This is a genomic window from Stenotrophomonas sp. YJH_SMC_119 (genome assembly GCF_059368315.1).
On record NZ_JCAFRP010000001.1, the window covers coordinates 894,991 to 916,747 of the forward strand.

General features: G+C 66.9%; 19 protein-coding genes. 7 read left to right on the plus strand and 12 right to left on the minus strand.

Annotated elements, in window-relative coordinates:
• Window positions 1–18: 18 nt before the first annotated feature.
• The 5 genes from rodA to AC5P6S_RS04070 form a co-directional block, all read right to left on the minus strand.
• Window positions 19–1,131 (minus strand): rod shape-determining protein RodA, encoded by a 1,113-nt coding sequence (gene rodA / locus AC5P6S_RS04050; protein ID WP_495204480.1) that lies wholly within the window; start codon window positions 1,129–1,131, stop codon window positions 19–21.
• Window positions 1,128–3,203, minus strand: a complete 2,076-nt coding sequence (mrdA, locus tag AC5P6S_RS04055) for a penicillin-binding protein 2 (protein ID WP_005411074.1) — start codon at window positions 3,201–3,203, stop codon at window positions 1,128–1,130. The genes rodA and mrdA overlap by 4 nt, the downstream gene beginning before the upstream one ends.
• A 3-nt stretch (window positions 3,204–3,206) precedes the next feature.
• Window positions 3,207–3,692 (minus strand): rod shape-determining protein MreD, encoded by a 486-nt coding sequence (mreD, locus tag AC5P6S_RS04060; protein WP_005411075.1) that lies wholly within the window; start codon window positions 3,690–3,692, stop codon window positions 3,207–3,209.
• Window positions 3,689–4,870 carry a rod shape-determining protein MreC gene (mreC, locus tag AC5P6S_RS04065; RefSeq protein WP_065183193.1) on the minus strand — a complete coding sequence of 394 codons (1,182 nt, stop codon included), beginning with the start codon at window positions 4,868–4,870 and terminating at the stop codon, window positions 3,689–3,691. Before mreC ends, mreD begins: the two co-directional genes overlap by 4 nt.
• Window positions 4,871–4,991: 121 nt before the next feature.
• On the minus strand, window positions 4,992–6,038 hold the full coding sequence (locus AC5P6S_RS04070; protein ID WP_005411077.1) for a rod shape-determining protein: 1,047 nt from the start codon (window positions 6,036–6,038) through the stop codon (window positions 4,992–4,994).
• A gap of 283 nt (window positions 6,039–6,321) precedes the next feature.
• Here AC5P6S_RS04070 and AC5P6S_RS04075 point away from each other — a divergent pair, with 283 nt between their 5' ends.
• Window positions 6,322–7,260 (plus strand): carbohydrate kinase family protein, encoded by a 939-nt coding sequence (locus AC5P6S_RS04075; RefSeq protein WP_005411078.1) that lies wholly within the window; start codon window positions 6,322–6,324, stop codon window positions 7,258–7,260.
• Between the two features lie 318 nt (window positions 7,261–7,578).
• Here the strand turns inward: AC5P6S_RS04075 and AC5P6S_RS04080 are convergent, their stop codons facing one another.
• The 4 genes from AC5P6S_RS04080 to ubiE all read right to left on the minus strand — a co-directional run bounded on the left by AC5P6S_RS04080 (window position 7,579) and on the right by ubiE (window position 12,021).
• Complete coding sequence (locus AC5P6S_RS04080; protein WP_012481295.1) at window positions 7,579–8,214, minus strand: HAD family hydrolase; 636 nt, start codon at window positions 8,212–8,214, stop codon at window positions 7,579–7,581.
• On the minus strand, window positions 8,202–8,933 hold the full coding sequence (locus AC5P6S_RS04085; RefSeq protein ID WP_062605607.1) for a hypothetical protein: 732 nt from the start codon (window positions 8,931–8,933) through the stop codon (window positions 8,202–8,204). The genes AC5P6S_RS04080 and AC5P6S_RS04085 overlap by 13 nt, the downstream gene beginning before the upstream one ends.
• 127 nt (window positions 8,934–9,060) lie before the next feature.
• Complete coding sequence (locus AC5P6S_RS04090; protein ID WP_062605605.1) at window positions 9,061–10,989, minus strand: M1 family metallopeptidase; 1,929 nt, start codon at window positions 10,987–10,989, stop codon at window positions 9,061–9,063.
• Between the two features lie 270 nt (window positions 10,990–11,259).
• Window positions 11,260–12,021: a bifunctional demethylmenaquinone methyltransferase/2-methoxy-6-polyprenyl-1,4-benzoquinol methylase UbiE gene (gene ubiE / locus AC5P6S_RS04095; protein ID WP_005411082.1), complete on the minus strand. Its 762-nt coding sequence runs from the start codon at window positions 12,019–12,021 to the stop codon at window positions 11,260–11,262.
• Between the two features lie 80 nt (window positions 12,022–12,101).
• Here ubiE and AC5P6S_RS04100 point away from each other — a divergent pair, with 80 nt between their 5' ends.
• From AC5P6S_RS04100 to AC5P6S_RS04115, 4 genes are all read left to right on the plus strand, one after another.
• Window positions 12,102–12,554 (plus strand): nucleoside deaminase, encoded by a 453-nt coding sequence (locus tag AC5P6S_RS04100; RefSeq protein ID WP_099562485.1) that lies wholly within the window; start codon window positions 12,102–12,104, stop codon window positions 12,552–12,554.
• Window positions 12,555–12,752: 198 nt separating this feature from the next.
• On the plus strand, window positions 12,753–13,013 hold the full coding sequence (locus AC5P6S_RS04105; RefSeq protein ID WP_005414515.1) for a hypothetical protein: 261 nt from the start codon (window positions 12,753–12,755) through the stop codon (window positions 13,011–13,013).
• A 75-nt stretch (window positions 13,014–13,088) separates the two neighbouring features.
• Complete coding sequence (locus AC5P6S_RS04110; protein ID WP_005411085.1) at window positions 13,089–13,424, plus strand: hypothetical protein; 336 nt, start codon at window positions 13,089–13,091, stop codon at window positions 13,422–13,424.
• Between the two features lie 67 nt (window positions 13,425–13,491).
• Entirely contained in the window at window positions 13,492–13,914 is a 423-nt protein-coding gene (locus tag AC5P6S_RS04115) for a low affinity iron permease family protein (protein WP_005411086.1), read from the plus strand.
• Between the two features lie 83 nt (window positions 13,915–13,997).
• Here AC5P6S_RS04115 and smeF read toward each other — a convergent pair whose 3' ends face one another.
• The 3 genes from smeF to smeD form a co-directional block, all read right to left on the minus strand.
• The gene (smeF, locus tag AC5P6S_RS04120) at window positions 13,998–15,398 is read right to left on the minus strand and encodes a multidrug efflux RND transporter outer membrane subunit SmeF (protein ID WP_180872571.1); all 1,401 of its coding nucleotides are present in this window, start codon (window positions 15,396–15,398) and stop codon (window positions 13,998–14,000) included.
• A gap of 92 nt (window positions 15,399–15,490) precedes the next feature.
• Window positions 15,491–18,613 carry a multidrug efflux RND transporter permease subunit SmeE gene (smeE, locus tag AC5P6S_RS04125; protein WP_005411088.1) on the minus strand — a complete coding sequence of 1,041 codons (3,123 nt, stop codon included), beginning with the start codon at window positions 18,611–18,613 and terminating at the stop codon, window positions 15,491–15,493.
• Between the two features lie 12 nt (window positions 18,614–18,625).
• Window positions 18,626–19,810 (minus strand): multidrug efflux RND transporter periplasmic adaptor subunit SmeD, encoded by a 1,185-nt coding sequence (gene smeD, locus AC5P6S_RS04130; RefSeq protein WP_495204481.1) that lies wholly within the window; start codon window positions 19,808–19,810, stop codon window positions 18,626–18,628.
• 224 nt (window positions 19,811–20,034) lie between these two features.
• Between smeD and smeT the strand changes: the two genes are divergently transcribed.
• Window positions 20,035–20,694 carry an efflux transporter SmeDEF transcriptional repressor SmeT gene (smeT, locus tag AC5P6S_RS04135; protein WP_005411090.1) on the plus strand — a complete coding sequence of 220 codons (660 nt, stop codon included), beginning with the start codon at window positions 20,035–20,037 and terminating at the stop codon, window positions 20,692–20,694.
• A gap of 45 nt (window positions 20,695–20,739) precedes the next feature.
• Complete coding sequence (locus tag AC5P6S_RS04140) at window positions 20,740–21,732, plus strand: Gfo/Idh/MocA family protein (RefSeq protein WP_065183237.1); 993 nt, start codon at window positions 20,740–20,742, stop codon at window positions 21,730–21,732.
• Window positions 21,733–21,757 lie beyond the last annotated feature (25 nt).

The following is a 21,757-nucleotide window of genomic DNA, read 5'->3' on the forward strand; positions in this document are numbered from 1 at the left end:
CGAAGCGCGCAACCGGTGCTAGCCGTAGCCGCCGTGCACCGGGTTGTGACTGCGCACGGCCATCACCAGGCCGAAGCCGGCCAGCAGTGACACTGCCGAGGTACCGCCGTAGCTGATCAGCGGCATCGGCACGCCCACCACCGGCAGCAGGCCGGAAATCATCCCGCCGTTCACCAGTACATAGACGAAGAACGCCAGGCCAGTGGCGCCAGCCAACAGGCGCGAATAGGAATCGCGCGACTGGCTGGCGATCCACAGGCAACGCCCGATCACCACCAGGTACAGGGTCAGCACCAGGGCCACACCCATCCAGCCGAATTCCTCGCTCAGCACCGAGAACGCGAAGTCGGTGGTCTGTTCGGGAATGAAGTTCAGGTGCGACTGCGAGCCCTCGCCCCAGCCCTTGCCATCGAAGCCGCCGGAGCCGATCGCGATCTTCGACTGGATGATGTTCCAACCGGCCCCCAGTGCATCCATCTCCGGGTCCAGGAACATCATGATGCGGTCCTTCTGGTACGGCCGCAGCAGCCAGAACCAGGCCACCGGCGCGACCGCAGCCACGCCGCCCACGCCCAGCCCGACCCACCACCACGGCAGGCCTGCCAGCAGCAGTACGAACACGCCGCTGGCGGCGATCAGCACGCCGGTACCGAAGTCGGGCTGCAACATCACCAGGCCGGTCGGCACGCCGATGATGATCAAGGCCACGAGCACGGTGTTGAAGCGCGGCGGCAGCGGCATCTTGTGCAGGTACCAGGCCACCATCATCGGCAGGCTGACCTTCAGCAGCTCGGCCGGCTGCAGGTAGAAGAACTTCAGGTCCAGCCACTGCCGGCCGTACTTGCCGGTGCCGAGCACGAACACCGCCAGCAGCGGAATCATGGAGATCGCATAGATCATTGGCGTGGCCGAGCGGATGCGCAGGATCGGCACCCGCGAGATGCCCCACAGTGCAGCCATGCCCACCGCGAAACGCGCGCCCTGGGCCATCACCAGGCCGTCGCCACCGGCACTCTTCAAGGTGGCCAGGCCGATCACCATCAGCGCGCCCAGGACCAGGCACAACACCCAGTCCAGCGTGCTGAAGAAGCGGCGCAGCATGTCGCCGGCCCAGCGCAGGAACACTTTCATCGTGCGGGCTCCGCAACCGTCGGGCGTGGCGTGGCCGGCAGTGCGGCAGCGGCCGGCGTACCCGGCTGCGGCGCAGGGGCCGGTTCGGGGGCGGGGGCACCCACCTGCACCAGGTGTTCGCCCAGCTGCGCGGCCGCGAGATCACCGGCCTGGCGTGCGCCGGCGTCTTCGTTGTCGAACGCGGTGGCACCGATGGCGGTGGTACCACGCTCGCTGTCCAGCGGCTGCATGCCCTCGGGCATCTTGCCCAGCAGGTAGGCATCGAACACCTTGCGGGCGATCGGCGCAGCAGCCGAACCACCATAGCCACCGCCTTCCACCGCCACCGCGATCGCGATCACCGGGTTTTCGACCGGCGCGAAGCCGACGAACAGCGCGCGGTGGCGCAGGTGCATGGGCAGGCTCTTCGGGTTCACCGCTGCGGTGCCCTTGCGGCTGATGACCTGCGCGGTACCGGTCTTGCCGGCCATCACGTACGGCGCACCGACCGCCACGCGCCAGCCGCTGCCGCCCGGCCGCATGGTCGCCATCATGCCCTCGCGCACCGCCTGCACGTTGTTGGGGTTGGGGCTGACCGGCTTGCTCTCGCCGGGCGGCGTCGCGGTCCAGTCGCTGTCGAAGCCGTCGCGCTGCTGGATCACCAGGTGCGGGGTGCGCAGCTGCCCGTCGGCCAGCGCGCTGACGCCGCGCGCCAACTGCAGCGGGGTGACCTTCCAGTCGCCCTGGCCGATGCTGATGTTGACCGTATCGCCGGGGTACCAGGCTTCCTTGCGGGTCTTCCGCTTGTAGGCCGGCGACGGCAGGATGCCGCCGATTTCGCCGGTGAGGTCGATACCGGTCGGCTGGCCGAAGCCGTAGTACTCCATGTAATGGTCGAAGCGCTCGATGCCCAGGTCCAGCGCCAGCTTGTAGTAGTAGGTGTTGACCGACTCGGCGATGGACTTGCGCAGATCGGTCCAGCCATGGCCGCCACGATGCGCATCACCCCAGCCACGGCTGGTGCCGGGCAGGTAGAACATGCCGGTGGACAGCACCTTGTCTTCCGGGCGGCGCACGCCCGAGTCCAGGCCGGCCAGGCCGATCAGCGGCTTCAGCGTGGAACCGGGAGCGACGCCGCCGAGCACCAGGCGGTTGAACTGCGGCCGCGACGGGTTCTCGTTCAGCGCCTTGAAGTCGGCATGGGAAATGCCGTTGACGAACAGGTTGGGGTCGTAGGACGGCAGGCTGACCATCGCCAGCACCTCGCCGGTACGCGGGTCCATCGCCACTGCCGAGCCTTCCTGGTCGCCGAAGGCGGCCACCATGGCACGCTGCAGGTCCGCGTCGATCGACAGCCGCAGGTCGGCGCCGGACTGCGCGGCCACCCGGCCGATGGTGCGGATGGCACGGCCCTGCACGTTGGTTTCGACCTGCTCGTAGCCGACCTTGCCGCGCAACTGCTGCTCGTAATAGCGCTCCAGGCCGGACTTGCCGATGTGGGTCAGCGCGGCATTGCCTTCGCCGAGGATCTCCAGATCCTTGTCGTCGACGCGGCCGACATAGCCGATGATGTGCGCAAACAGGTCACCGTACGGATAACGCCGGGTCAGGTAGGGCTCAAGCTCGACGCCAGGGAAGCGCCAACGGTCGACGGCGAAGCGCGCCATCTCCTCGTCGCTCATGCGCAGCTTCAGCGTGACCGGCAGGAACTTGCGGCGCGCCTTGCGCGACTTGTTGAACGCTTCCAGCTCTTCCGGGCTGATGCTGATGATCTTCGCCAGCCCTTCCAGGGTGGCGTCCATGTCCTTGACCTTGTCCGGGGTCACGTCCAGGCGGAACGCTGGCACGTTCTCGGCCAGCAGGCGGCCGTTGCGGTCGTAGATCATGCCGCGCCCGGGCACCACCGGCCGCGGCTTGATGCGGTTGGCTTCCGAGCGCGTGGCGTAGACGTCGTGGTCCAGCACCTGCAGCTTGAAGTACCAGCCGCCCAGGCCCAGCAGGCAGACCAGCACGCCCAGGAAACCCAGCGCCGCGCGGCGGCGGAACTGTTCGGCTTCAGCGTGCGGATTCTTGACCTGGCGACGCGGGATCATGGCTCAGCGCCCGCGCTTGCCGAAGCGCACCGCATCCAGCAGCACGAACACCAGCGGCCACAGGCCCATGCCCAGCAGCGGTGCCCACCAGTACGACCACGGCAGGGTCGGTTCACCCACCAGGATGTGCACCAGTGCGCTGACGATGCGGTCATTGAACAACAGGCCACCGATGGCCAGCATCTGCTGCGACATCGGGAAGAAGCGGATGCGGGCGCGGAAACGCTGCAGGATGAAGGCCAGCATCACCAGCCGCAGCGCCTGTTCGCCGAGCACGCCGCCGTACAGCAGGTCGGCGACCACGCCGCTGGCGAAAGCGATGCCCAGGCCGACGCGCTCGGGCGTCTCGATCACCCAGTACGCCAGTACCAGCGCCAGCCAGTACGGGCGCAGCGGCTGCAGCAGCGCCGGCAACGGCAGCAGGCCCAGCAGCAGGGCTACGACCAGGCTGGCCGGCAATACCCACGGGTTGTCGCGCAGGCGGCTCATCGCTGGGCCTCCGGCGTGGTCGGTTGCCGGCCAGCGGCCGGCACTACCGGAGCAGCAGGATCAAGCGAAGATGCGGGAGCAACAGTCCTCGTTTGCGATGAGGGCTGTTGCCGGCCAGCGGCCGGCACTACCGGAGCGGCAGGATCAAGCGAGGATGCGGGGGCAACAGTCCTCGTTTGCGACGAGGGCTGTTGCCGGCCAGCGGCGGGCACTACCGGGGAGCTGACCGGAGCTGGCGTCGTTGTCGCTGGCGCGGCTCCCGCAGGCACGGTGGCGCCGGTGGCCGGGCCACCCGGAGTGGTTTCTTCCAGCTGCAGGCGCAGTTCCGGCGGAATGCGGATCGCCGCACCGGGGCGCAGCAGCAGCACATCACGGCCACGATCCAGCTGGGCGGCTGGCTTCAGTTCGCCGACCAGGAAGGCATGGGTGTCGTCCGGGCGCAGGCCGGTGATGGTGCCGACCGGGAAGCCGGCCGGGAAGCGGCCACCGAGGCCTGAGGTGACGATCTCATCGCCCACTTCCACACCCGCGCTGAGCGGGATGTCGCGCAGCTCCAGCGTGTCGCCGCGACCGTAGACGATCAGGCGTACGCCGTTGCGGGCCACGGTGACCGGCACCGCGTGGTCGGGGTCGGTCAGCAGCAGCACGGTGGAGGTACCGCCGGTGACGCTGATCACCTGCCCCATCAGGCCACCGGCATCGATCACCGCCTGCCCGACATGCACGCCTTCGCGGCTGCCGGCGTCGAGCACCAGGCGCTGCTTCACCGGGTCCAGGTCGATATCCAGGATCGGCGCCAGCTGCACGTCCAGGCCACTGCGCTCGGCCACGTTCAGCAGTTCACGCAGCTGGGCGTTGTCCAGCGCCGCGGTCTGCAGACGGGTCAGGCGCGCGTTGGCCAGCAGCAGCTGGTTGCGCAGTTCACGGTTCTCGGTGACCAGCTGGGTGTGGCTGGCCGCGGAATCCTTGACCTGGTTGCCGAGCTTGCCGGGCAGACCCGCCAGTGCCCACACAGGCTGCACCAGGCTGTTGGCCTGCTCGCGCAGGCGCGCCAGCCAACCCGCCTGATCGTCAAGGACGATCAGTGTGATGGCCAATGCAAGATAGGCCAGCAACCGCAGGGGGCTGGCGGCATCACCGGATCGGGAGGCAACGGGAGGACCGGCGTAGGGCGGCACGGCAACGATTCAACTGGCAGAAGGCGGAAGGGAAACACGCGGACGCCCCGCCGGTGCCGGCCCGCCATCGCGGCGGGCCGCACCCCGGAAGGGCGCGGCGGGCAGGAACGGCCGGGACGGCTTATTCCGGCGCAAAGAACTCGTTGCCGTGCATGTCCACCAGTTCCAGCGCACGACCGCCACCGCGGGCCACGCAGGTCAGCGGATCGTCGGCCACCTGCACGTGCAGGCCGGTTTCCTCGGAGATCAGGCGGTCCAGGTCACGCAGCAGGGCGCCGCCGCCGGTCAGCACGATGCCGCGCTCGGCAACGTCGGCACACAGTTCCGGCGGGGTCTGCTCCAGCGCCAGCTTGACCGCGCTGACGATGCCCGACAGCGGTTCGTGCAGGGCTTCAAGCACCTCGTTGGAGCTGATCTTGATCATCTTCGGCACGCCCTCGGCGAGGTTGCGGCCGGAGATCTCCAGCTCCTGCACCTCGGCCTGCGGGTAGGCACAACCCAGCTCGACCTTGATGCGCTCGGCGGTGGCTTCACCGATCAGCATGCCGTGGTTGCGGCGCACGTAGTTTGTGATGGATTCGTCGAAGCGGTCGCCGCCGATGCGGACCGAGGCCGAATAGACGATGCCGTTGAGCGAGATCACGGCCACTTCGGTGGTGCCGCCGCCGATGTCGATGACCATCGAGCCACGGGCTTCGGTGACCGGCATGCCGGCGCCGATCGCGGCAGCCATCGGCTCTTCGATCAGGTACACGTCACGGGCACCGGCTTCCTCGGCCGATTCCTTGATCGCGCGGCGCTCGACCTGGGTCGAACCGGCCGGCACGCAGACCAGCACGCGCGGGCTCGGGCGCAGCACGCGCGACTTGTGCACCTTCTTGATGAAGTGCTTGAGCATCGCCTCGGTGTAGGTGAAGTCGGCGATGACGCCGTCCTTCATCGGGCGGATGGTGGTGATGTGGCCCGGGGTACGGCCGAGCATCTGCTTGGCCTCGGCGCCAACGGCTGCCACCGAGCGGGTGCCACCGATGGCACGGTCCTGGCGCACGGCCACGACCGACGGCTCGTTCAGCACGATCCCCTGCCCGCGCACGTAGATGAGGGTGTTGGCCGTGCCCAGGTCGATGGACAGGTCGTTGGAGAACATGCCACGGAGTTTCTTGAACATCTGAGGAAGGAGTCCTGAGGGGTGTCGTGCCCGCCGCGGGATGGCGAAAAAATGGGCAGAAATCGAGGCCGACAAGCCTAGCAACCCGCCTGCCGCCGAGCAAGGAAAAAACTAGCTGAACCCGCGTCTTCACAGGCTTTCGGCCTGATCGGGCATCACCCGGTTCTGGCCCTGAGCGGCACCAGCGGGTAACCTTTGCGCCGTCGGGCGCCCAAGGGCGCCGTTTGCTTGCCCGCTGAACCGGGCCGGCCCACCCCAAAATTCACCGCATAGGCTTACATCGATGTCCGCTCTGATCTGTGGTTCTCTTGCCTTCGACACCATCATGGTGTTCCCGGACCAGTTCAAGAATCACATCCTGCCGGACAAGGTGCACATCCTGAACGTGTCCTTCCTCGTGCCGCGCATGCGCCGCGAGTTTGGCGGCTGCGCCGGCAACATCGCCTACAACCTGCACCTGCTGGGCGGCCAGCCGATCCCGATGGGCACCGTGGGTTCGGATTTCGGCCCGTACCGCGAATACTTCGAAGGCCTGGGCATCGATCTGTCGCGTGTGCGCGTGATCGACGAGCTGTTCACCCCGCAGGCGTTCATCACCACCGACCACGACAACAACCAGATCACCGCCTTCCACCCGGGCGCGATGATGCGCTCCTACGAGAACCATGTGCGCGGCGTGCCGGGCGTGACCCTGGGCCTGGTCGGCCCGGACGGCCGCGAAGGCATGATCCAGAACGCGCAGGAATTCCACGAGGACGGCATTCCGTTCATCTTCGACCCGGGCCAGGCCATGCCGCTGTTCAACGGCCCCGAGCTGCGCGCCTTCATCGATCAGGCCGACTACGTGGTGGTCAACGACTACGAGTCGAACCTGCTGCAGGAGCGCACCGGCTGGGACGAGAAGGAGATCGTCAGCCGGGTCAAGGCCTACATCACCACCCGTGGCCCGAAGGGTGCGGTCATCCACACCCCGGAAAAGAGCTACGACATCCCGCCGGCGCACGAGCGCCGCGTGGTCGATCCGACCGGCTGTGGTGACGCCTTCCGCGCCGGCCTGATCTACGGCATCCAGAAGGGCTACGACTGGCTGACCATCGGCCGCATGGGCAACCTGATGGGCGCGCTGAAGGTCGAGCACCCGGGCACGCAGAACCAGCGCTTCACCTTCGATGAGTTCAACGAGCAGTTCAAGCAGCAGTTCGGTTACGCGCTGGGCGCGTAAACGAACTGCCCGCGCATCCCACCTTGTCCCCGCGCCTTCGGCGCGCCCCCTTGAACAACAAGGGGGCTTTCCACCCGATGCGCTGCTGGGAATGCTGTTGGTAGGTGTCGACCTTGGTCGACACTGCCGGCCAGCGGCCGGCACTACCCCTTCTGCCAGGCCGCCAGCCTGGCCACGGGTGTTCTGGTAGGTGTCGACCTTGGTCGACACTGCCGGCCAGCGGCCGGCACTACCCCTTCTGCTGCCAGGCCGCCAGCCTGGCCACGGGTGTTCTGGTAGGTGTCGACCTTGGTCGACACTGCCGGCCAGCGGCCAGCACTACCCCTTTTGCTGCCAGGCCGCCAGCAAGGCGCGGCAATCGGCGAAATGCCAGTCGGCCCGGCCCGGCCATGGGTTCTCCGGCAGATTGACCAGCACGGTGTGAGCGCCCGCGGCGCGCCCGCACTCCAGGTCGTAGGCGTGGTCACCGACCATCACCGCGTGCGCAGCCCCGATGCCCCAGCGACGAAGATGCTGCTGCAGGCCATCCGGCGAGGGCTTGGGCACCGCTTCATCGCGGCCGATGATGTCGGCGTCGTCGAACAACGCCCCGACCCCGATCGCCTCCAGCGTCAGCTTCGCCAGCGCATGGTCGTTGCGGGTCAGGATGCCCAGCCGGCAACCTGCCGCCGACAGCGCGCGCAGCAGCTTCACCGCCCCCGGCGCTGGCAGCGCGTCCTCGGCCAGGGCGCGCTCGTGATCCAGCAGCCACGCGCGCTTGGCCTGCGCCGGTGCGTCGGGCAATGCCGCGATATGGTCGAGGATGTCTTCCTCCGCGGCGATCTCCAGCGCTCGGCGGATCGCGGCGAAATCATGCACGGCCACCGTCAGCGTGCCGTCCATGTCGAACACCCAGTGCCGGATCGCGGACAACGCGTGCACTGCGCTGCCCGTCGCAACCTTCACTGCCACCACTGCGGCATGCGGCTGGCGTCGACACCGCCGGTTTCGAACACGGCCGTTCGCGTGCCACCGGCCTTGACCGGGAACTCGATGCTGATCGACTTGCCCTTGCGCGCCAGCTTCCACAGTGCCTTCTGATCGGTGATGAACAGGGCGATGGCTTCATCGGTCTTCGGGCGCCAGGCCGCCATTGGTACCGGCTTGCCGTCATCCACGGTCACTTTCACCGTGCATTGCGGGCAACGGAAATCACCGGCCTGCAGCACCAGGTAGGCATGCCGCTTCCACTCCGGATGATCGCGGAACACCAGCTGCACCGGTTTGGCGCCGCTGCCATCCACGTCCACCCGTTCCTTGCTGTAGATCTGCGCCGAGACCTGGTTGCCCTTGATGCCCACCGGAATCTGGTTGTACTGCCATAGCCCCTGCATGCGGCGCAGGTCGCGCGCGGCGTCGCCCTTGGCCTTGACCTCGTCGAAGCCTGCGGCGATGCGCTCGGCGGCGGCGGTGTCCTTGTACTGGTCCAGCAGCGAGGCACCATGCAGGCGCGCGCGTTCCCAGTCCTGCGCGGCCACGGCCATGTCGTACTGCTTGGCCACGTCTTCGGCCTTGGCCTCCTTCTGCGCCTGCGCGGCGGCCGCAGCGGCTTCCTGCGCCTTGCGTTCCTCTTCCGGGTTGCTGCAGGCGGCCAGGGCTAGGGTGCAGGCGGTGAGCAGGATCAGTCGTTTCATGGCGGAGGTCCTATGCGAGTGCATCCCGATTCTATCGGCAGCGAAAAGCGGATACACCAACGGCGGGTTTCCCCGCCGTTGGTGGTGAAGCAGTGACCGGTTGCCGGCCAGCGGCCGGCACTACCGCTTACTTGGCTTCAGCCTTGGCCAGCATGTCCTGGACCGAGGTGGTGGTGATCGGGTGGTAGCCCGGCTTGGCCTTTTCGAAGGCCTGCTTGGCCAGCTCCAGACCCTTCGGGGTCTTCACCAGTTCGGCGTAGATCGGCAGGATCAGCTTGCGACGGCCGACGCGCTCGATGAATGCAGCCGCCCCTTCATTGGCCTGCTCGTAGCCGCTGCGGATCGCCAGCGGGTACCAGCGCATGGCGATCTCGCCATTGGGGGTGCCGGTGAAGTGGAAGGCCTTGTCCAGCGTGGCCAGCTTGTCCAGCGGCTGGGTCGCACCCAGACCGTCGATGAAGCGCACCCACTCCTGGGTGCTCCAGTCGGCGATGACCTGGCTGCTGGGCACGGTGCCGGCGCTGGCGAAGGCGATGCGCGCGGTATCGACGCTGCTGAAGTTGCGCGACTGCGCCTTGGCTGCGAACGCCGGGATGCCCGGCTCGTCCAGCCATGCCTTCAGTTCGGCCTCGGTCACGGCCGACGGATTCTTCGGCAGCAGGTTCTTCTTCAGGTACTCGACGAACTGGTCGGTGTTCGCGCTCTGGAAGGCGTGGTCATCGAACCAGCCCCGCAGGAACGGATCGAAGGTCTCGCGGCCAAAGCGCTGTTCCAGGAACTCCAGGAACCACGAACCCTTGACGTAGGCGACCTGGCTGAGGGCTTCATCGGGGTCACGCTCGTTCAGCGGCGGCAGCGCCAGTGCCTGGTCGGCCGGGCTCATGTCCTTCACTTCGGCCAGCAGGTCGGTCTGGTCGATCTGCTTCTCCATCTCGGCCATCTCCTTGCCGTACAGGGCTTCGGTGATGCGGCCCTGGACGTAGGTGGTGAAGCCTTCGTTGAGCCAGATGTCCTTCCAGCTGGCGTTGGTCACCAGGTTGCCCGACCAGCTGTGCGCCAGTTCGTGGGCGACCAGCGAGACCAGCGACTTGTCGCCGACGATCACGGTCGGGGTGGCGAAGGTCAGGCGCGGGTTTTCCATGCCGCCGAACGGGAACGACGGCGGCAGCACCAGCATGTCGTAGCGGCCCCAGCGGTATTCGCCGTACAGCTTCTCGGCGGCACCGATCATCTTCTCGGTGTCTTCGAATTCCTTGGCGGCCTTGTTGACCATGGTCGGCTCGGCCCAGACGCCGGAGCGGCCGGAGATCGGCTCGAACACCAGGTCGCCGGCGGCGATGGCCAGCAGGTAGGACGGAATCGGCTGCGGCATCTTGAAGGTGTAGTCACCATCACGCGCGGCCTTCGGATCGTTGTCGGCGCTCATCAGCACCATCACGTCCGGGCGCGAGACCACGTGCGCGCTGTAGGTGAAGCGCACGCTCGGGGTGTCCTGCAGCGGCACCCAGGAGCGGGCATGGATGGCCTGCGACTGGCTGAACATGAAGGGCAGCTTCTTGCCCTCGGTCATCGACGGTGCCAGCCACTGCAGGCCCGATGCGGTCGGCGCGGTGTGGTAGGTCACTTCCACCTTGGCCGGCTGTTCCGGGGCCTCGATGGTCAGCTTGCTGCCGAACACCTTGTCAGCGGCGGCCAGCTCGAACTTCAGCGGGCTGCGCGCGCCATCGGCGGCGACGGCCTCGACCTTGGACACGGTCAGCTCGCGGGTGTCGAGCACCAGCTGCCTGGCGTCCTTCTGCTTCCATTCCAGGGTGTAGGTGGCGGTGCCGCCAATCTGCTTCTGGTCGAAGTCGAGCTTCAGATCCAGCGCGATGTCCTTGATGACGACCTTGTCCGGCTCGGCGTACGAGCTTTCGTCGTGGCTGCGGTTCTCGGCGTTCACGGGGGCGGCAGGGGCCTTTGCGGCAGTCGGGGCGGCGGCGGGCGCGGCCGCCTCCTGGGAGCAGCCGGCGGCCAGGGCCACGGCCAGCGGAAGGAGCATCAGCGGATTACGCATGAATCGGGACCGTTACGGGGATCAAACCCCAATGGTACCTCCCTCCGGCCCGGCAGGCGTTGCGCGGTGCGGGGTAATGGCAGGCAAGCCGATCCTGCGCCTCGGGCGCATGCCAACCAATGTCGGCATCTACAGGCAGGTACCAACCTTGGTTGGCACGGACCCATCAACGCATGCGGCAGGCCCGTGCCGACCAAGGTCGGCACCCACCAGAGCGGATCACCGCAGCGGGCGAGCACCAACCAAGGTTGGCACCCACCAGAGCAGGGTTTACAGCTTGTAGCCGGAGTGGATCGAAACGATGCCGCCGGTCAGGTTCTTGTAGTGGCAGCGCTCGAACCCGGCCTGCCCCATCATCGCCTTCAGTTCATCCTGCGGCGGGTGCTTGCGGATGCTCTCGGCCAGGTACTGGTAGCTGTCCGAGTCATTGGCGAACAGCTTGCCCAGCTTCGGCAGGATCTTGAACGAGTGGAAGTCGTAGATCGGCTTGAACCAGTCCGCGGTGACTTCGGAGAACTCCAGCACGCGGGCCTGGCCGCCGACCTTCAGCACGCGGTACATCTCGCGCAGGCCAGCGTCCTTGTCGGTCACGTTGCGCAGGCCGAAGGCGATGGTGACCAGGTCGAAGCTGTTGTCCGGGAACGGCAGGGCCTCGGCGTTGCACTGCACGTAGTCCAGGCCCAGCACCAGGCCGCGGTTGGTCAGGCGGTCACGGCCGACCGACAGCATGCCGGCGTTGATGTCGCCCAGCACCACCGAGCCCTCGGCGCCGACGCGCTCCTTCAGCAGGGCGGCGATGTCGCCGGTGCCGCCCGCCAGATCGAGCACGCGGTCGCCCGGCTTCACCTGCGCGGTGGCCACGTAGTAGCGCTTCCACGCCCGGTGCACGCCCAGGCTCATCAGGTCGTTCATCAGGTCGTAGTTGCGCGCGACCGAGGTGAACACCTGGCCGACCAGCTTCTGCTTGTCCTTGGCGGCGACGTCGCGGAACCCGAAATGGGTGGTACCGGCTTTGTAGGGGGATTCGCTCATGGCCCCGATTATCGCACCGCCGGGGGCCAGCGGCACCCCCTGCCCGTATCATGGCGGGCCACGACTTACCGGAGCCCCGCATGATCACCACGCCCGACTACCAGGCCCTGCTGCAGACCGCCATCGCCGAAGCCCGCCAGGGCCTGGCCGAGGGCGGCGTGCCGATCGGCGCAGCCCTGTACCACAACGACGGCCGCCTGCTTGGCTGCGGCCACAACCGCCGCGTGCAGGAAGGCGACCCGTCGGTGCACGGCGAGACCGATGCGTTCCGCAAGGCCGGCCGCCAGCGCCGTTACCAGGACACGATCATGGTCACCACTCTGGCACCGTGCTGGTACTGCTCGGGCCTGGTGCGCCAGTTCAACATCGGCACCGTGGTGGTGGGCGAATCGCGCACCTTCCAGGGCGGCATCGACTGGTTGCGGGAAAATGGCGTCAACGTGGTCGACCTGGACAGCCAGGAATGCGTGGACCTGCTGGGCGGCTTCATTGCGCAGCACCCGGAGATCTGGAATGAAGACATCGGTGAATGATCACCACGCAGTGTCCTGTTGAACCCGTTTAATGAACGCTTCAGTGCCGGCACGCCCTAGTGCCGGCAGCGTTTGCGGCCATTGCCGTGAACCAGTGCACAGTCAGCTGCGCAACGTGCACACGCTGCGATAACACCCCGCCCGGCTGCCGCGCCTAGGGTGGGGTTACCGGGACTTCTTTCCCCGGCGGAGCCAGCCATGTGCGCGCACGCCGTACGACCTGCACCAGACTCGATCCTCGACCCGATCCGCGAACGCCTGCAGCGGCAATATGCACTGCACCGGCGCGGCGCGTTGTTCTGGACCGCCTACCAGCGCATGCAACTGGAGCTGGTCCGTCGCCATCCGCTCGACCACGAGCGCCTGTGCAACGCGATGGCCACCCTGGCCGAAGATCTCGGTGCCGTCGAGCACGCGCAGTTGATCGGACATGCCAACGCCAGCTCCACATCGCGCTGACGCGGCATGCACCGCCACATACGCCACACTCCGATGAACCCCCACTCCCTTTCCACTCAACCGAACTGGATTGTCATGCACGCTGAAGTCCCCACCATTCCTCCGGTCATCAACGTTGACGCCGAGCTGGATCACTGGCGCCGCCAACATGCCGAAGGCGCACTGCCGCACAACTCGTTCGGCTCGTACGTGCCGTGGATCAAGTTTGCCTGCGATTCGCTGATCACCCAGCCGCGCGCCAGCGAGGCCGAACGTGACGAGATGTTCCAGACCCAGTACGCCCTGCAGATCATGCCGCGACTGAGTGAAGCCCAGGCCCGCGAATTCGTCGACCGTTGCTGGCAGCACGTCTACCAGAGCAGTCCGGTGCGCAGCCTGCAGGCACCGCGGCTGCAGCGCATGCGCGCCTGACCGCCGCTGCACGGCGCCTGCACGGGCCACTGCCGATCATCCTCGTCACCTGAGTGGGACGACGACGATGAAAGTACGAAACCTGTTCAATACGATCGCCAAGAAGGCCGCGGCCGCCACCGGCTCGCCGTGGACCTTCCTGGCTGCAGTAGCGATCGTGGTGATCTGGGGCATCAGTGGCCCGGTGTTCGGTTTCAACGACACCTGGCAGCTGGTGATCAACACCGGCACCACCATCATCACCTTCCTGATGGTGTTCCTGATCCAGCACACGCAGAACGCGGACACCGCCGCGATGCAGATCAAGCTGGACGAGCTGATCCGGGCGACGGCCGAAGCCAACAACGAACTGTTGGATCTGGAAGAACTGGACGAAGCGCGCCTGGAAGAGATCCGCGCCGAGTACGAGCAGATGGCGCGCGAAGCCGGCGATGCGCTCGCGCGCGTTCGCGCCTGCCATGCAGCGCGGCGCGACGATGAAGCGGTTTAGCGGGCCCCGGAATGACAATGCCGGCCAGCGGCCGGCACTACCATCGATCATCAGGGTAGAGCCGGTCGCTGGCCGGCTGCCCTTCAGCTGCGCTCGTGCCAGCCACCGCCCAGCACCTTGTACAGGGTGATGCGGTTGGCCTGCTGCGCCAGCTGCGCCTGCAGGTGGGTCTGTTGTGCGTTGTAGGCGGTACGACGTGCATCCAGCAGGGTCACGAAGCTGTCCAGGCCCGCGTCGTAGCGCGCCTGCGACAGGCGGTTGGCCTGTTCGGCCGCTTCCACCAGGCGCTGCTGTGAACTCACCTGCTCGTCCAGGCTGACATTCAACGCCAGCGCATCGGCGGTTTCGCGGAAGCCCACCTGGATCGACTTCTCGTACTGCGCCAGAGCGATATCACGATCTGCGTTGGCGATGGCCAGGTTGGCGCGCAGCTTGCCGCCCTGGAAGATCGGCAGCGTGATCTTCGGCAGGAAGCTCCACACGCGCGTACCGCTGTCGAACAGGTTGGACAGTTCGCTCGAACCACTGCCGATGCTGCCGGTCAGCGAGATGCTCGGGAAGAACGCCGCGCGTGCCGCACCGATATTGGCGTTGGCCGCCAGCAGCTGGTGTTCGGCGGCCATGATGTCCGGGCGCTGCAGCAGCACGTCGCTGGGCAGGCCGGCCGGCGGCGGTGCCAGTGCAAGCAGCTGCGGCTCGATGCTGTCCGGCAGCAGCGCCGGATCCAGCTGGCCACCGGCCAGCAGCGCCAGCGCGTTGCGGTCCTGGGCCAGCTGGCCACGCAGGCGTGCGGCGTCCGTACGCGCGGTCTCGACCAGGGTACGGGTCTGGGTCAGCTCCAGCGCCGAACTGCCACCACGTTCGTGGCGGGCCTCGGCCAGGCGCAGCGAATCCTCGTAGGTCTTCAGCGTGGCATCGGCGATCTTCAGCCGCTGCGCATCGGCACCGTAGGTCAGCCATGCGGTCGCCGTCTCGGCCACCAGGCTCAACTGCGCGTTGCGGCGGTTGGCGGCGACGGCGAAGTACTGCTGCAGCGCGGCTTCACTGAGATTGCGCACGCGGCCGAACAGATCCAGCTCGAACTCGGCCACGCCGACACCGGCGGTGAACTGTTCGTTGACACCGGCGTCGGTGCCCTGGCGCTGCATCTGGCCGGTAACGGCCACGCCGGGCACGCGATCAGCGCGCTGCACACGGTACTGGCCGCGCGCGCGCTCAACGTTGAGCACGGCCACGCGCAGATCGCGGTTGTTCTGCAGCGACTGGTCGATCACCTGCTGCAGGCGCGCATCGGTGAAGAAGTCGCGCCAGCCGACGGCGGCGACATCGGCCACCTCGCCCTGCGCGGCCTCGGCCGGCCACTGCGCCGGGATCGCCGGGGCGACAGCGGTGTTCTTCGGCACCAGGGTGGAGCAGCCGGCGAGCGCGAGCACAGCGGCAATGGAAAGGAACAGGGATGCACTTTTCATGGGAATGACTTCCATCGGTACTGCCGGATGGCAGGAGGTCATGCCGGCCAGCGGCCGGCACTACCGTTTCGACAACGCCAGCCTGAGGCCGGCATGACCGTTTCAGGTCACGTCGTGGATTTGCGCTTGAACACGCGCTGCACCACCACGAAGAACAGCGGCACGAAGAACACACCGAGCACGGTGCCGACGATCATGCCGCCGAGCACGCCGGTGCCGATCGCCTGCTTGGCGCCGGAACCGGCACCGGTGGAGATCGCCAGCGGTACCACGCCCATGCCGAAGGCCAGCGAGGTCATCACGATCGGACGCAGGCGGTCGCGCACGGCATGCATGATCGATTCGATCAGGCCTGCGCCCTTCTCCAGGTTCTCCTTGGCGAACTCCACGATCAGGATCGCGTTCTTGCTGGTCAGGCCCACCGTGGTCAGCATCGCCACCTGGAAGTAGATATCGCGTTCCAGGCCCTTGAAGGTATTGGCCAGCACCGCGCCGAGGATGCCCAGCGGGGCCGCCAGCAGCACTGCGGTCGGCACGCTCCAGCTTTCGTACATCGCGGCCAGGCACAGGAATACGATCATCAGCGAGAGCGTGTACAGCAGTGGCGTCTGCGAGCCAGCCTGGCGCTCCTGGTACGACATCGCCGTCCATTCGATGCCGAAGCCCGCCGGCAGCTGCTTGGCCAGCTGTTCGATCTCGGCCATGGCATCACCGGAGGCGACACCCGGGGCCGGTTCGCCCTGGATTTCCATGGCCGACACACCGTTGTAGCGTTCCAGGCGCGGCGAACCGTAATCCCAGTGCTTGGTAGCGAAGGCACTGAACGGCACCATTTCACCCTTGTCGTTCTTCACGGACCAGAGATCGAAGTCCTCCGGCACCATGCGGAAAGGCTGGTCGGCCTGCACGAACACACGCTTGACGCGGCCACGATCGACGAAGTCGTCGATGTACGAGCTGCCCCACGCGGCGGCCAGCGTGCCGTTGATCTGGTCGATCGACAGCCCCAGCGAGGTCGCCTTGGCCGCGTCGATGTCGATGCGGAACTGCGGCGTGTCCTCCTGGCCGTTCGGGCGCACGTTGGCCAGCTTCTTGCTGCCGGCGGCGAGGCCGAGCAGCTGGTTGCGCGCGGCCACCAGCGCCTCGTGGCCCTGGCCGCTGTTGTCCTTCAGGAAGAAGGTATAGCCCGAGGCAGTGCCCAGTTCCGGGATGGCCGGCGGCGGGAAGGCGAAGATGAAGGCATCCTTGATCTGGCCCAGGGCCGCCATCGCGCGTCCGGTGATCGGCATCACACCATTGTTGGCGTCACGCTCGCTCCAGTCCTTCAGCTTGACGAATGCCATGCCGGCGTTCTGGCCCATGCCGGCGAAGCTGAAGCCCTGCACCGAGAACACCGAGTCCACCGCATCCTTCTCGTTCTGCAGGAAGTGGTTTTCCAGCGCCGCGATCGATTCCAGCGTACGTTCCTGGGTGGCACCCACCGGCGCCTGCACCAGCGCCATCAACACGCCCTGGTCTTCGTTGGGCAGGAATGAGCTGGGCAGGCGCACGAACAACACGCCCATCAGCACGAACAGCGCCGCCACGATGCCCATGAAGCGCCACGGGCGATGGATGATGCCGCGCACGCCACGCTGGTAGCTTTCGCTGGTGCGGTCGAATCCACGGTTGAAGCCATTGAAGAAGCGACCGGCCAGGCCGCGGTGGGCGACGTGGTGCTCACCTTTCTTCAGCGGCTTGAGCATGGTCGCGCACAGCGCCGGGGTCAGCACGATCGCGACCAGCACCGACAATGCCATCGCCGAGACGATCGTGGCCGAGAACTGGCGGTAGATCACGCCGGTGGAGCCACTCATGAAGGCCATCGGCACGAACACCGCCGACAGCACCAGGCCGATGCCCACCAGCGCGCCGGTGATCTGGCCCATCGACTTGCGGGTCGCCTCGAGCGGCGACAGTCCTTCCTCGGACATGATGCGCTCGACGTTCTCCACCACCACGATGGCATCGTCCACCAGCAGGCCGATCGCAAGCACCATCGCGAACATGGTCAGCATGTTCACCGAGAAGCCGAGCATGGCCAGCACGCCGAAGGTACCCAGCAGCACCACCGGCACGGCGATGGTCGGGATCAGGGTGGCGCGGAAGTTCTGCAGGAACAGGTACATCACCACGAACACCAGCACGATCGCTTCGATCAGGGTCTGCACCACGCCCTTGATCGACACGCGCACGAACGGGGTGGTGTCGTACGGAACCTCGGCCTTCAGCCCGGCCGGGAAGAAGCTCTTCATGTCTTCCAGCGCAGCATTCACGCCGGCGGCGGTATCCAGCGCGTTGGCGCCGGTGGCCAGGGTCACCGCCAGGCCGCTGGCCGGCTGGCCGTTGTAGCGGGTGACGAAGTCGTAGGACTCGGCACCCAGCTCGACGCGGGCGACATCCCCCAGGCGCAGCTCGGCACCGTCCTGCGCACCGCGCACGATGATGTTGCGGAACTGTTCCGGGGTCTGCAGGCGCGACTGCGCGTTGATGGTGGCGTTGAGCTGCTGGCCCTTGATCGACGGTGCACCGCCAAGCTGGCCGATGGCCACCTGCGCGTTCTGTGCCTTGATCGCTGCGGTCACTTCCGCAACCGACAGGCCATAGGTATGCAGCTTGTTCGGATCCAGCCAGATGCGCATGGCGTACTTGCCACCGAACACCTGGATGTTACCCACGCCTGGCACGCGGCTCAGGCGATCGACAACATTGGAACCGACGTAGTCGGCGATGTCGTTGGCGTCCATGCTGCCGTTCTCGGACACGAACGCGATGACGTTCAGGAAGCCCGAGCTGGACTTGGCCACGTTGATGCCCTGCCGCTGCACTTCCTGCGGCAGCAGCGGCATGGCCAGCTGCAGCTTGTTCTGCACCTGCACCTGGGCGATGTCCGGGTTGGTGCCGCTCTCGAAGGTCAGGGTGATGGTGGCCTGGCCGTTGGACGAGCTGTTGGAGGAGAAGTAGATCAGGCCATCAAGGCCCTTCATGTTCTGCTCGATGATCTGCGTCACCGAGTCCTCGACCACCTTGGCCGATGCACCCGGGTAGGTGGCGCTGATTTCCACCGCCGGCGGTGCGACGTTGGGGTACATCGAGACCGGCAGCTTGAACAGGGCCAGGCCGCCGGCGAGCATGATGATGATGGCGATCACCCACGCGAAGATGGGTCGATCGATGAAAAAGCGTGCCATGGGGTTCTCCGCTTACTTCGCGTCGCCGGCCGGGGCGGCAGGCTGGGCGGCCGCTGCCGGCTTGGCCGGAGCAGCGCCCTTCTCGGTGGCCTTGACCGGCATGCCGGGGCCGATCTTCTGCAGGCCTTCGACGATGACCTTGTCGCCGGCCTTCAGACCGTCCTCGACCAGCCACTTGTCGCCGACCGTGCGGCTGACCTTGACCGGGCGCACTTCGACCTTGTTGTCCTTGCCGACCACCATCGCGGTGGTGTCGCCCTTCGGATCGCGGGCGATGCCCTGCATCGGTACCAGCACCGCATCGCTGCGCACGCCGCCGCCGATCACCGCGCGCACGTAGGTGCCCGGCATCAGCAGGCCGTCCGGGTTGTCCACCTTCACGCGCAGGCCGAAGCTGCCGGTGGCTGGATCGACGCTCACTTCAGAGAACTCCAGCGTGCCCTTGTGCTCGAAGGTGCTGCCGTCTTCCATCAGGATGCTGACCGGCAGCGTCTGGTTGTCCTGCAGGCGGCCGGCAGCCAGTTCGCGGCGCAGCTGCAGCAGCTCGGCCGAGGACTGGGTCAGATCGACGTAGATCGGGTCCAGCTGCTGCACGGTGGCCAGTGCATTGGCCTGGCCGGCGCTGACCAGCGCACCCTGGGTAACGCTGGACTTGCCGATGCGGCCGCTGATCGGCGCGGTGATGCGGGCATAGCCGAGGGTGACGTTGGCCGCATCCAGCGAGGCCCTGGCGGCACCGACATCGGCCTCGGCCTGCTTCTGCGCGGCCACGGCGTTTTCCAGATCCTGCTGGCTGACCGCGTCGACCTTGGCCAGCTCGCTGATGCGCTTGGCGCTCAGGCGCGCGGCGTTGGCCGTGGCTTCGGCGCGGGCCAGCTGGGCGCGGGCGCTGTTGGCCTGGGCGCGGTAGCTGGCGTCCTCGATCTGGTAGAGCGGCTCGCCGGCCTTGACCATGCCGCCTTCGGTGAACAGGCGCTTGGCAACGATGCCGTTGACCTGCGGGCGCACTTCGGCGACCAGGAAGGCGTTGGTACGGCCCGGCAGTTCGCGGGTCAGGCCCACGGTCTCGGACTTCAGCGTGACCACGGTGACGTCACCCGGGCCCTGCTCGGGGGCCTGGGGTTGGCCGCCGCAGGCAGCCACGGCTGCGGCGATGGCCAGCGACAGTGCAAAGGGTCGGATTCGGCTCAGCAACATGACGGAAAGGCTCTTGAAGGAAAGGATCTCAGCCGGCGCTGATACGGCGGACCCTTCGACCGGTAAAGGTGAAGACCGTGAGAACAGCGCCCACCCGGGTGGAGCGGGAGCCGGACCGGCCTGCCACGCACACGACGGGAATGATGGGAGCGAAATATACATACATGCTTGTTTGTTTGTAAACCGGTACAATTCAGCCACGTTTCACCCGCACTCGTACCTACATGGCCCGCAAGACCAAAGAGGACACCCAGGCAACCCGGGAAGGCATCCTTGACGCCGCCGAAGCCTGCTTCCATGAACACGGCGTGGCCCGTACCACGCTGGAGATGATCGGCGCCCGCGCCGGCTATACCCGTGGCGCGGTCTACTGGCACTTCAAGAACAAGAGCGAGGTGCTGGCCGCGATCGTCGAACGGGTGCACCTGCCCTTCATGCAGGAACTGGAGCGCACCTCCACCGACCAGCGCGACACCCCCGTGCACGACCTGCGCGCGGTGATGATCCACTCCTTCATCGAGCTGTCCGAAGACGAGCGCCTGCGCAAGACCATGGAGATCATGCTGCGCAGCGATGCCTCGGCCGACACCAGGGTGCTGACCGAAATGCAGCAGGCCGGATTCCGCGATGCGCTGGACCGGATGGAGCGTGCCCTGCGCCGCGCCCGCGATCTGGGCCAGCTGCGCGAAGGCGCCGACCCCAAGATCGCCGCGCGCATGCTGCATGCCACCGTGCTGGGCGTGCTGCACGGGGCGATGGTCGAACCGGACCTGATGGATCTCAAGCGCGACGGCATGCTCGCACTGGACATGACCCTGGCCGCCTACGTGAAGGACGGCGTGTTCGTGCCGGGCACTGTGCCCGAGCCGCTGCCCGAAGCGTGAGTGGCGCTGCTGCCGCCACCGCCGCGCCCATCTGAGGACAGCCCCGTGATCCTGGACAACGTGGTGTGGGGCTTCATCGGCTGTGGCAGCGTCACCGAGAAGAAGAGCGGCCCCGCCCTGGCCAGCACACCCGGCTCACGGGTGGCAGCGGTCATGCGCCGCAATGCGGGATTGGCCGAGGATTATGCGCGGCGCCACGCGATTCCGCGCTGGTACGCCGACGCCGACGCACTCATCGCCGATCCCGAAGTGAACGCGGTCTACGTGTCAACGCCGCCCTCGACGCACATGCATTACGCGCTGCAGGCGATCGCCGCGGGCAAGCCGGTCTACATCGAAAAGCCGATGGCCATGGACCACGACGAGTGCCAGCGCATCATCGCGGCCAGCGCCCGCAGCGGCGTGCCCGTGTTCGTGGCCTACTACCGCCGTGCCCTGCCCCGCTTCGCACAGGTGAAGCAGCTGCTGGACAACGGCGCGATCGGAACGCCGCGCAGCGTGCGCGCCACCCTGCATCGGCCGCATTCGGCGAATGCCGCATCGCCCGACTTCTGGCGGACCAATCCGTCGATCGCCGGCGGCGGGCTGTTCGTCGATCTGGGCTCGCATACCCTGGACCTGCTCGACCATCTATTGGGGCCGCTGGGCGACGTGCGTGGCCTGGCCAGTTCGCTGACCGGCGCCTACGCCGCCGAGGACAGTGTCTCGATGTGCTTCCGTACCGGCAGTGGGGCGCACGGCATCGCGCAATGGAGCTTCTGCGCGTTCCGGCGCCAGGATGAGGTCGAGATCACCGGCGACCGCGGGCAGCTGCGCTTTGCCACCTTCGAGGACGTTCCAGTGGTTCTGGAGACCGAAGCGGGCATGCAGGCATTCGACATCCCGAACCCGCCATCGGTCCAGCAGCCGTTGATCGCGCACCTCGTGGACGAACTGCGCGGCAACGGCCGTTCGCCCTCGAGCGGCATCAGCGCCGCCCGCACCAGTGCGGTGATCGACCAGGTGCTGCGGGACTACCGCACCCGGCAGTCGCGCTGACCGCACAAGAAAATGGCCGCCCTGC

Excerpts from the sequence above, each read along its gene's own strand:
- rodA (WP_495204480.1), bottom strand. The coding sequence starts at position 1,131 with ATGAAAGTGTTCCTGCGCTGGGCCGGCGACATGCTGCGCCGCTTCTTC.
- mrdA (WP_005411074.1), bottom strand. The coding sequence starts at position 3,203 with ATGATCCCGCGTCGCCAGGTCAAGAATCCGCACGCTGAAGCCGAACAG.
- mreD (WP_005411075.1), bottom strand. The coding sequence starts at position 3,692 with ATGAGCCGCCTGCGCGACAACCCGTGGGTATTGCCGGCCAGCCTGGTC.
- AC5P6S_RS04070 (WP_005411077.1), bottom strand. The coding sequence starts at position 6,038 with ATGTTCAAGAAACTCCGTGGCATGTTCTCCAACGACCTGTCCATCGAC.
- AC5P6S_RS04075 (WP_005411078.1), top strand. The coding sequence starts at position 6,322 with ATGTCCGCTCTGATCTGTGGTTCTCTTGCCTTCGACACCATCATGGTG.
- AC5P6S_RS04085 (WP_062605607.1), bottom strand. The coding sequence starts at position 8,933 with ATGAAACGACTGATCCTGCTCACCGCCTGCACCCTAGCCCTGGCCGCC.
- AC5P6S_RS04090 (WP_062605605.1), bottom strand. The coding sequence starts at position 10,989 with ATGCGTAATCCGCTGATGCTCCTTCCGCTGGCCGTGGCCCTGGCCGCC.
- ubiE (WP_005411082.1), bottom strand. The coding sequence starts at position 12,021 with ATGAGCGAATCCCCCTACAAAGCCGGTACCACCCATTTCGGGTTCCGC.
- AC5P6S_RS04100 (WP_099562485.1), top strand. The coding sequence starts at position 12,102 with ATGATCACCACGCCCGACTACCAGGCCCTGCTGCAGACCGCCATCGCC.
- AC5P6S_RS04105 (WP_005414515.1), top strand. The coding sequence starts at position 12,753 with ATGTGCGCGCACGCCGTACGACCTGCACCAGACTCGATCCTCGACCCG.
- AC5P6S_RS04110 (WP_005411085.1), top strand. The coding sequence starts at position 13,089 with ATGCACGCTGAAGTCCCCACCATTCCTCCGGTCATCAACGTTGACGCC.
- AC5P6S_RS04115 (WP_005411086.1), top strand. The coding sequence starts at position 13,492 with ATGAAAGTACGAAACCTGTTCAATACGATCGCCAAGAAGGCCGCGGCC.
- smeF (WP_180872571.1), bottom strand. The coding sequence starts at position 15,398 with ATGGAAGTCATTCCCATGAAAAGTGCATCCCTGTTCCTTTCCATTGCC.
- smeE (WP_005411088.1), bottom strand. The coding sequence starts at position 18,613 with ATGGCACGCTTTTTCATCGATCGACCCATCTTCGCGTGGGTGATCGCC.
- smeD (WP_495204481.1), bottom strand. The coding sequence starts at position 19,810 with ATGTTGCTGAGCCGAATCCGACCCTTTGCACTGTCGCTGGCCATCGCC.
- smeT (WP_005411090.1), top strand. The coding sequence starts at position 20,035 with ATGGCCCGCAAGACCAAAGAGGACACCCAGGCAACCCGGGAAGGCATC.